Annotated in this window: 1 protein-coding gene; it reads right to left on the bottom strand. The window is 74.1% G+C overall.

Annotated features, from left to right (window positions below; all coding sequences use genetic code 11):
- Positions 1 to 10,846 (bottom strand): amino acid adenylation domain-containing protein (locus tag ACLQ2W_RS33645; RefSeq protein WP_425791902.1); only part of this gene is annotated, 10,846 nt, incomplete at both ends.

The raw sequence follows: 10,846 nt of genomic DNA, 5'->3' as shown, positions 1-10,846 counted from the left end.
AACGACACCCCACCCACCACCACCGCCACCGCATCCGGCGACCGCCGCACCCGCTCCTCGAACAACTCGTGCAGGCAGCGGTCGACGGGCGTCCCGTGGGACGGTGACGCCTGCCGGAGCAGCAGCTCCCGCTCACCCGCGGGCAGGTAGGTGGCCCGGGCGTCGCCGTCGCCACCGGCGGCCATCGACTCCAGCACCGCGCGCAGCATGCCGGCCAGCCGGTCCGCGCTCGCCGGATCCAGGTGCCGCTCGCTGCTGCCGAGGTGGAACCGGCCGTGCTGGCTGATCAGCGAGAGGGCGAACTCGTTGGGCGAGTTCGTCGTCCGGGTGCCGGCCGCCACCCGGCCGGTGTCCACGCCGCGGAAGTCGAGGTGGTTGAAGAAGATCTGGATCAGCGGGTCGCCGCCCCCGTCGCGGCGGATCGCGGGCATCGGGTAACGCCGGTGCTGCCACACGTCGAGCTCCTGGGCGAAGACCCGGGTGACGAAGTCGTGCCAGGTCGCCGCGGTCCGGTCGGCGGCGATCGGCAGCGTGTTGACGTACATGCCGGGCACCCGGTCGGCGCCCGGCTCCTCCGGCCGGGTGTCGACGACCATGCCCGCGTGGTAGGCCGGCTCGTCGGTCAGCTGACCCAGCACCTTCAGGTACGCCGACAACAACACGGTCTTGAGCGACGTGCCGGTCTCGGCGGCCAGCGCGTTCAGCCCGTCGAGCAGGTCGTCGTAGGGAATCTGCCGGAACACTCGCCGGTCCGAGTCGCCCGCCCAGCCCCGCGGCAACGTCACCCCGGCGTTGTCGCCGGTGATCCGCTCCCAGTAGGCGCGGTCCTCGTCCGAGGCCAGCGCGGCACGCTCGGCCGCGATCGCGTCGGCGAACCGGACTCCGGGCCGGTCGTAGGGCTCCGGCTCGGCGCCTCGGCGCAGCCGGTCATAGCAGTCCAGCAGCTCCATCAGCACCTGGTGGGTGCTCCAGCCCTCGGTCAGCGCGTGCGTCTGGGTCAGGGTGAGCCACCACGCCTCGTCGCTCTCCTGGTGCGCGAGCACCCGGACCAGCGGCGCGACCGCGACATCGAACGCTTCGGCGCGTTGGCGCGCCACCAGGCGCTCGCGAATCGCGGGGTGCTCGGCCGGGTCCACGTCTCGCAGGTCGTTTACCTCGACCGGAACGTCCACCTGCCGGTGCACGAGCTGCATCGGCGCGGAGAAGCCGGTCAACCGGATCGAGGTGCGCAGCGTCTCGTGCCGGTCGGCCACCACCGCGACGGCCCGGCGCAGCGCGTCCTCGTCCAGCGGGTGCCCGTCGGTCACCCGGAACATGTTGACCATGTGATACGCGCCGCGGCCGTCACCGGACATCGCCTCGATGACCATGCCCAGTTGGGTGCGGCCCAACGGGTAGGCGTCCACCACGTCCGGCGGAAGCAGATCACGGTCCGCACGTCCGATCTGGGCGTACGCCTCGACGTACCGCCGGCCCGCGTCCGCCCCGACCGGGCGCAGCCGCTCGCAGAGCCGCTCGACGGTCCGGGCGTCCAGCACGTCGCGCACGGTCGTCTCGTATCCGGCCGCTCGCAGGTCGCCGACGAGCGCGACCGCCCGCAGCGAGTCGCCGCCGAGCGCGAAGAATCCGTCGCGCAGGCCGACCCGCTCCACGCCGAGCGCCCGCGCCCACAGCCCGGCCACCTCGGCCTGGCGGTCGTCGGCGGGCACGACGAACTCGGTCACCGCCAGCGCCTCGGCGCCGGGTTCGGGCAGCGCCGCGCGGTCGACCTTGCCGTTCGGGGACAGCGGAATCGCGTCCAGCACCACGAAGGCGGCCGGAATCAGGTAGGCGGCCAGCTCGGCCTCCAGCGCGGCGCGCAGCTCGGCCGGGGTCGGCCGCTCGTCCGCCGCCGCCACGTAACCGATCAACCGGTCGTCGCGGTGCACGACGACCGCCTGCCGCACCAGGGGGTGCCGGGTCAGGGCTGCCTCGATCTCGCCCGGTTCGATCCGGTGCCCACGGACCTTCACCTGCTGGTCGGAGCGGCCGAGGTAGTCAAGCGTGCCGTCGGGCAGCCGGCGGGCGAGGTCGCCGGTGCGGTAGAGCCGACCGCCGGCCGGGCCCCACGGGTCGGGGACGAACCGCTCGGCGGTCAGCGCCGGCTGGTTCAGGTAGCCGTCGCCCACGCCGAGGCCGCCGACGTGGAGCTCGCCGGGCACACCGTCGACCACCGGCGCGCCCCACTCGTCGAGGACGTACAGTCGGGTGCCGCGGACCGGCCGGCCGATCGGCACCCGGATGAGCCCGTCGGCAGTGGTCAGCGCGTGGTGGGCGACGTCGTCCGCGCACTCGGTCTGCCCGTACGAGTTCAGCAGGCCGACCTGCGGGAACCGCGCCAGCCACCGGGCGGCCAGCTCAGCCGGGAAGGCCTCGCCGGTCACCACCAGCCGCCGCAGCGCGGCGCCGGGCGGCAGGGTGACGCCGCCGTCGAGCGCCGCGCGCAACAGCGTCGGCACGACCTCCAGAACGGTGACCTCGCCGTCAGCGACCAGGGCGAAGAGGGCGTGCGGGTCGCGCGCGACAGCCTCCGGGACGACCCGGACGCAGCACCCGGTGGCGGTGCCGGCCAGCATCTGCCAGATCGACACCACGAACGTGGGCGGCGCGTTCTGCGCGAGCGTGTCGGCCGCCGTCATGCAGAGGTCGGCCACCTTGGCGAGCAGGTGGTTGCCGGCGCCGCGGCGGTTGATCGACACGCCCTTCGGCCGTCCCGTCGAGCCCGACGTGTAGAGCAGGAAGGCCGGGTCCGACGGCTCGGGTTCCGGTGCCGGTTCGCCTTCGGGCGCCGCCGTGGCCCCGTCGCCGGTGACAAGTACCGGCAGGTCGGTGTCGAGCGCGGACTCGCGGTCCGCGACGACGACCCGGGCCCGGGCGTCGGCGAGCTGGAACGCGAGCCGCTTGACCGGGGTCTCGGGATCGAGGGGAAGGCAGACGCCACCCGCCCGCAGGACGGCGAGGACCGCGGTGACCCGCGCCACGACGGCCGGCAGGCAGACCGCCGCCACGACACCGGGTCCGACACCGGCCGCGCGCAGCCGGCCGGCCAACCGGTCGACGTCCGCGCCGAGCTGTCCCCAGCTGACGGTCCCGACGTCGCCGGCGAGCGCGGGCGCGTCCGGGGTCTCGGCCGCCCACTTCGCCAGTCCGCGCACCGGGTCGAAGGTGAACGGCTCCCGTTCGGCCGCGTCCGGTCCGGGGCCGGCGTGCGACAGCACCGACGCCCGCGCGTCACCGTCGGCGTCCTGCGCCATCCGTTCCAGCACGGTGCGGTACATCTTCGCCAGCAGGGCGCCGTTCTCCCGGCTCATCACCCCGGTACGGGTCGTCAGGTTGATCCGGTCGGGCCGACAGTGCACGGTCAGGTCGAACTCGGTGTGCGACTGGCTGAGCGTCGCGCCGATGTCGCCGTCGGCGTCCTGCCGGCGCGGGCCGACCCCGGCCAGGTCCACGTAGTTGAACGCGGTCAGCACCTGCCGCCCGGCCGAGGAGTCCCGCTGGATCGCGGGCATCGGATACCGCCGGTGCGGCCACAACGCGGTCTCCTGGGCGAAGACGCCGCGAATCAGCTCCCGCCAGCGGGCGGCGGTCCGGTCCACGGCGAACGGCACCGTGTTGAGGTGCATGCCGTAGACCCGGCTCGCGCCCGCGAGTTCGGGGCGCGCGTCGGTCACCAGGCCGACATGGCCGCGCCGGGTCTCGGTGAGCCGGCCCATCACCGCCACGTGCGCGGCCAGCAGGACGCTCTTGACCGGGACGCGCAGCCCGGTGGCCAGTTCCCGCAGCCGTGGCTCCAGGTCGTCGAGCGGCACCAGGTGCTGGTAGGGCACATCGTCCGGCCCGGCCCAGACCGCGGGAACGCCGATCGCCTCTCGATCATCCACCACCGATCTCCAGTACGCGGCGTCCTCGTCCCCGGCCAGGGACCGCAGCTCGGCGGCGATGAAATCGGCGTAGCGCACCGGTGGCGCCTCGTACGGTGGCGGGGTGTCCCCGGCGGCCAGCGCCCGGTAGGCCGCGTGCAGCTCGGCCTGGACCATCGCCAGGCCCCAGCCCTCGCTCAGCGCGTGCGGCAGGCCGAGGCCCAGCCACCAGCGGGTGTCCTCGAGGCGGGCGACGACCACCCGCAGCAGGGGCGTGCGTGCCACGTCGTACGGCGCGTGCTGGTCGGCGGCGAGCCGCTTCCGGAACTCCTCGTCGCGCCGGTCGGCCGGCACGTCGCGCAGGTCGTGCACGGTCACCGGCACGTCGGCCGGGCCGTGCACGACCTGCGTCGGCACCGAGAACCCGGTCAGGTGCAGCGAGGTGCGCAACGCGTCGTGCCGTCCGGTCACCTCGACCAGCGCGGCCCGCAGTGCCGCCTCGTCGAACTCGGAGCCGATCACCTCGTACGCCACGAAACTGCGGTAGGCCGTGGGATCCTCCAGCATCTCGACGACCATTCCGGCCTGCACCTGCGAGAGCGGGTACGCGTCCACCGCCGTCGGCGGCAGCTTCGCCCGGTCGTCGTCGTCGATCAGGGCGAACGGCGCGACCGGCTCGTCGTCGCCGGGGTGCCGGTCGCGGCCGGCCAGCCGATCGGCGAGCTCGGCGACGGTCGGGTGGCGGAACAGGTCGCGGACCGAGACGTCCAGCCCCTCCTCGCGCAGCACACCGACCGCGGCCAGCGCCCGCATCGAGTCGCCGCCCACGTCGAAGAACATGTCGTGGACGCCGATCGGGGTGCGGCCCAGCACCTCCTGCCAGATGGCCGCGATGCGGCTCTGCAGCGGGGACCGCGGTGGCTCGTACTCCGATTCGCCCTCCTCGCCGTCGTCGGCCGACGACGGCTGCGGCACCAGCGCGCCGTCGGCGCGGACCGCCGCCCGGTCCCCGGTGGCGAACAGGCGTGACCCGGCCGGCCCGAAGGCGTCCGGGCGGAAGCGGTCCGCCGTGAGCGCGGGACGCCCGGTGAAGCCGCGCGGCACGATGCCGCCCAGGTGGAGGTCGCCCGGCACACCGTCGGGCACCGGGCGGCCCTGCGCGTCCAGCACCCGCAGCTCGCGGCCGGGCAGCGGGTCGCCGATCGGGAACCGCGCATCGTCGAGGTCGGCCGGCTCGAGCTGCCGCCAGCAGGCCCGCCGGTAGCGGCTGACCACCGCCGGGCCGTCGCCGTCCGCCGCCACCAGCGGGCGCAGGTCGTCCGGGTGGCCCGCGTCGCCGGTGAGCAGCACCAGGCGTACGGCGAGATCCTCGTCCCGGGCGATCGGCGCGGCCAGGTCGCGCAGGTCGTCCGCCCGGCTCGACAGCACCGAGACCTCGTGCCGGCGCAGCCGGTCCAGCAGTCGCGCCGGGGTCTCGTCCGGCGGCAGCACGACCAGCCGGCCGCCGTACAGCAGCGCACCCCAGATGGGCAGCGGGTCGTCCGCCCAGCCGGCGTCGAGGCTCCAGGCGTCGAACTCGTCGAACTCGGCCGCCTGGTGCGCGGCGGTCACCTCGCTGAGCACGTCGGCGTGGCTGACCACGGCGTACGGCTCGGCCGGGCCGACCAGCATCGCCGTCTCCGGATCGACAGTCACCTCCGGCGCGGCGGCGTCGCCGGGACCGTCCGGCGCGACCGTGACCGGGTGCAGCGACGGGTCGCCGGTGACGATCGCGGTGAGCCCGAGTTCCCGGGTGGGTGCGAGGTCGCCGCCCGGCGCGAGCGGCAGATAGGCGCCGCCGGTCTTGAGCACGCCGAGCACCGCGCAGATCGCGTCGGCGCCGGGCGGCAGGCAGATGCCGGTCACCGTCTCCGGGCCCGCGCCGGCCGTGCGCAGCCGGTGGGCCAGGCGGTTCGCCCGCTCGTCCAACTCGCGGTAGGTCAGCTCGGTGTCGCCGTCGATCACGGCGACGGCGGAGGGGGTCCGCGCCGCCCGGTCGGCGAACACCTCGTGCGGGGTCTGGCGCCGACGTCCGCGGCCCGGGCGCCGGACCTTGCGCAGCGCCGTCCGCGGCTGCGGCTCGGGCCGGAACGTCGCGCGGGCGTCGCCGTCCGGATCAGCGGCCATGGCGGCGAGGACGTCGCGGAACATGCCGACGATCTGCCGCGCGCGCTCGTGGCTGAGCACGTGGCTGTTGCTGCGCAGGCTCAGGCGTCCGCCGAGGGTGACGATGCCGACCGCGAACTCGTTCGGCGCGTCGCTGAACGCCTGGCTGTCGTCGGCCGCCTCGGTGTCCATCCGGTGGAAGTCGAGGTAGCAGAAGAACACGTCGACCAGGCGGCCGGTGCCGGCCGGGCGCGCGATGGCGGGCATCGGGAAGTGCCGGTGGTCCCAGATCTCGATCTCGGTGTCCGAGACCTGGCGTACCAGGTCGCGCCAGGTGCGCGCGTCCGGGCGTACGGGAAATGGCAGGGTGTTGAGGAAGTTGCCGTAGACCCGGTCGCCGCCCGGCTCGGCCAGCCGGGTGTGCGTGACCAGTCCGGTGTGGAAACCGGGCGCAGTGGTCAGCTGGCTCATCACCTTCGCGTGCGCCGCGACCAGCACGCTCTTCACCGACGTCCGCGCGGACGCGGCCAGGCGCCGCAGGCCCTCCTCCAGGTCGGCGTAGGACATCCCGGCGCGGACGACCTCGGCAGGCGCGTCCCGGTCGCCGCTCCACCCGGCCGGCATGGTCAGCTTCACGTGGTCGCGGACCATGTCTCGCCAGTACGCGCGGGTCCGCTCGGACTCCAGCGCCCGGCGCTCGGCCGCCACCGTGTCGGCGAACCGCACCGCCGGCGCGTCCCACCGCTCCGGCGCGGTCCCGTCGCGCAGCCGCCGGTAGCACTCCAGCACGTCCATCAGGAACAGCTGGTTGCTCCAGCCGTCCAGCAGCGCGTGGTTCTGGGTGAAGCCACACAGCCACTCGGTGTCCGAGGTGACGTGGGCGTGCACCCGGAGCAGGGGCTCGTCGGAGGACAGGTCGAACAGGTCCGCCCGCTCGGCGGCCACGAACGCCGACATGTCGTCGAACTGTTCCCTGGCGTCGAGGTGCCGCAGGTCGCGCCACGAGCACGGCGCGGCGGCCACCCGGTGCACGAGCTGCATCGGCTCCGAGTAGCCGGTCAGCCGGACCGAGGTCCGCAGCACGTCGTGCCGCCGGATCACCTCGCGCACCGCCCGCTCGAACGCGTCCGGGTCGAAGCCCTGGTCGTCGCGCACCTCGTACACGTTGACGTTGTGGTAGCTGCGCCGGTCGTCGTGCCCGGCGAGCAGCTCGATCAGCATGCCCGACTGGTTCATCGACAGCGGGTACGCGTCGGCCAGCCCGTCCGGCAGCCGCTCCCGGTCGACGGCCGGCACCAGCTCGAACGGCGCCACCGCCGCGCGGTCGCCCGCGTCCAGCGCGTCCCGGCCGGTGAGCAGCCGCGAGACCGCCTCGACCGTGCGGTGCTGAAGGATCTCGCGGACCGACACGTCCCAGCCCTCGGCCCGCAGCGCGCCGATCAGGGCCACCGCCCGGATGGAGTCGCCGCCGAGGTCGAAGAAGTCGTCGCGGACGCCGGCCGCCCGGCCGAGCACCTCGGACCAGACCGCGACCAGACGTTCCTGCAACGGGGTGGCGGTCTCGAAACCGCCCGACCCGGGCGCCGTCTCCTCCGGGGCCGGCAGGGCGTGCCGGTCCAGCTTGCCGTTGGCGTTCAGCGGCAGCCGTTCCAGCTGCACGAACGCCGACGGCACCAGGTAGTCCGGGAGCGCGCGGGTGAGCCGCTCGCGGATCGACGCGCGGTTCATCTCACCGTTCGCCACCAGGTAGGCGACGAGCTGCCGCTCGCCGTCCGGCCCGGATTCGCGGGCCACGACCCGGCAGTCGGTGATCTCGTCGAGGCCGCCGAGCGTCGCCTCGATCTCCCCCAGCTCGACCCGGTAGCCACGAATCTTGAGCTGGCCGTCGCGGCGCCCGCGGAAGTCGACGGCGCCGTCCGGCAGCAGCCGCACGAGGTCGCCGGTGCGGTAGAGGCGCGCGCCGGGCGGACCGTACGGGTCGGGCAGGAAGCGGTCGGCGGTCAGGTCCGGGCGGCCCAGGTAGCCTCGGGCGACGCCGGCGCCTCCGACGTACAGCTCACCCGTGACGCCGGTCGGCAACGGACGCAGGTCCCGGTCGAGGACCCGCATGACCATGCCCGGCAGGGGCGATCCGATCGGGACGACGTCGGGGACCGGCCCGTCGACCGGGTGGATGCAGGTGCCGACGGACGCCTCGGTCGGGCCGTACTCGTTGATCAGTTCGACCGCGGGCGCCTTCGCCTGCCAGGCGCGCACCACATGCCGGGTCAGCGCCTCGCCGGCGACGACCAGCACCGGAGCCAGGCGTGCCGCCCGGTCCGCGGCGAGCTGGGTGGTCAGCACCTCCAGGTGGCCCGGGGTCAGCTTGATGAAGCTGTACGGGCCGTGCCGGTCGAGGTGGGCGCCGAGTTCGCCGAGGTCCACCTCGTTCGGCACCATCGTCACCGGCTGCCCGGTGACCAGCGGTCCCCACAGATTCGGCACGACGAGGTCGAACGCGACCGAGGAGAAGAGCGGCGCGCCGCCGGTTCCCCGGGAGGCCAGGGTCCGCGCCGCCCACGAGACGTGGTTGGCGAGCCCTCGGTGCGACACGGCGACGCCCTTGGGGCGGCCGGTCGAGCCGGAGGTGTAGATGACGTACGCCAACTGGTCGGCATCCGGCCTGGGCCGTCCGGTTACCGCGGGCCGGTCGGCGGGCAGGTCCTCGGCCAACAGCCGCCGGTCCGCGGGGACGTCGGCGACGCCGGGCAGGAGCTCCCGCTCGGTGATCACGACGGCGGCGTGGGCGTCCGCCACCATCCCGGCGACCCGCTCGGCCGGGAAGCCGGCATCGAGCGGCAGGTAGGCGGCACCCGCCTTCCAGGCACCGAGCAGGGCGGCGGCGAGTTCCGGGCCGCGGTCGAGCAGCACGGCGACGACCGACTCCGGGCCCGCGCCGCGGGCGGTGATCGCGGCCGCGTACCGCTCGGCGCGGTCGTCCAGCTCCGCGTACGTGAGCGTGTGGCCGCCGGTCACCACGGCGGCGGCGTCCGGCGTACGGGCGGCCTGCTGCTCGAAGAGCTCCAGCACCGGCTGGTAGTCGCCGGGCAGCGGCGCGCCGACCGCCCGATCCTGCTGGTCACGCAGTTCGTCAGGGGTGGCGAGCGCGATGGTGGCGTCGCCGTCCGGGTCGGCGGCCATCGCGGCCAGCACGGTCCGGAACAGGCCGGCGATCCGGTCGGTGTTCGCCGGGGTGAGCGAGCGGACGTCCGAGGTCAGGAAGATGTGCCCGGCCCGCGAGGAGGCGGTCAACGGGAACTCGGTGGGGCTGTCGTCCAGCCCCTGGGTGGCGTCGACCAGCTCGGTGTCGATCTGACGGAAGTCCTGGTAGTTGAAGAAGACCTCGATCAGCCCCTGCCGGCCGGGGTTGTCGCGTTGGACCGCGGGCAGCGGGTAACGCCGGTGCGACCAGGACTCGACCTCGCGGCGGAAGGTCCGGGTCACCAGGTCGCGCCAGGTGCCCCGGATCGGGTCGAACGGGAACGGCAGCGTGTTGAGGTACATGCCGAAGACGCGGTCGGCGCCGAGCACCTCGGGGCGGGTGTCGTAGACCAGCCCGGCGTGCACCGCGGGCTCCTCGCTGAGCCGGCTGAGCACCTTGCCGAACGCGGACACCATGACGGCCTTCATGGACGCGCCGGCCTGGGCCGCGAGCCGCCGCAGCCCCGGCTCCAGGTCGGTCCACGGGATCCGGGTGTGGTACGCGGTCCGCTCGGCCACGCTCCGGTCGCCCCAGTCGCGCGGAAGGGTGAACTTCTCGTACCGGCCCACCACGTCACGCCAGTACGCCCGGGTCTCCGGCGAGTCGAGCGCGGTGAGCTCGCCGGCGATGGCGTCGGCGAAGCGCACCGCCGGCATCGGCTCGGCGTCAGGCTCCTGACCCGCGGCGATCCGCTGGTACGCCCGCACCAGCTCCATCAGCATGGTGTGGTAGCTCCAGCCCTCCATGACCGGGTGGCATTCGGTGATCGAGATCCACCACGAGTCGGGCTCGGTGACGTGCACGAAGAAGCGCATCAGGGTCGGCCGGGTCAGGTCGAACGGCCGGGCACGCTCGCTGGTCGCGAATTCCTGCAGCACGTGCTGGGTCCCGGCCGCGTCGAGCGTGCCGTGGTCGGTCCAGCCGATCGGCACCTCGGCCGTCCGGTGGACCAGCTGCATCGGCACCGAGTACCCGGTGAGGTGGACCGAGGTGCGCAGCATGTCGTGCCGGGCGACCAGCCAGGCGGCCGCGCGCTCGAAGGCGGCGAAGTCGAACGGCCGCTCATCCATGATCCGGAACGCGCTGGAGTTGTGGTAGTTGTTCTGCTGGTCGTCGGCCAGCATCTCGATGACCATGCCGGTCTGGATCTGCGACAGCGGGTAGGCGTCGACCACCCCGTCCGGGACCAGCGCCCGGTCGTCGTCGCTGATCAGCGCGAACGGCTCGACCAGGGCATGGTCCTCGGCGACCAGGGTGGACCGCTCACCCAGCAGGCCGGCCAGTTCGGCGACGGTACGCCTGTCGAAGACGTCCCGCACGCTCAGGTCGAAGCCCTCGGCCCGCAGCGCGCCGACCAGGGAGACGGCGCGGATGGAGTCGCCGCCGAGTTCGAAGAAGCTGTCCCGGATGCCGACCCGGTCCACACCGAGCACCTCGGCCCACACCACGCACAGCCGCTCCTGCACCACGTTCTCCGGCGCCACATAGCCGCCCTGGCCGAACGCCCGACCGTCCGGCTCCGGCAACGCCCGCTTGTCGAGCTTCCCGTTCGCCGTCA

It is taken from the genome of Micromonospora sp. DT227, assembly GCF_049841835.1.
In the GTDB taxonomy this organism is placed as follows: domain Bacteria; phylum Actinomycetota; class Actinomycetes; order Mycobacteriales; family Micromonosporaceae; genus Micromonospora.
Note: the sequence above shows the minus strand (reverse complement) of the source record. Positions and strands in the feature narration are given on the sequence as shown.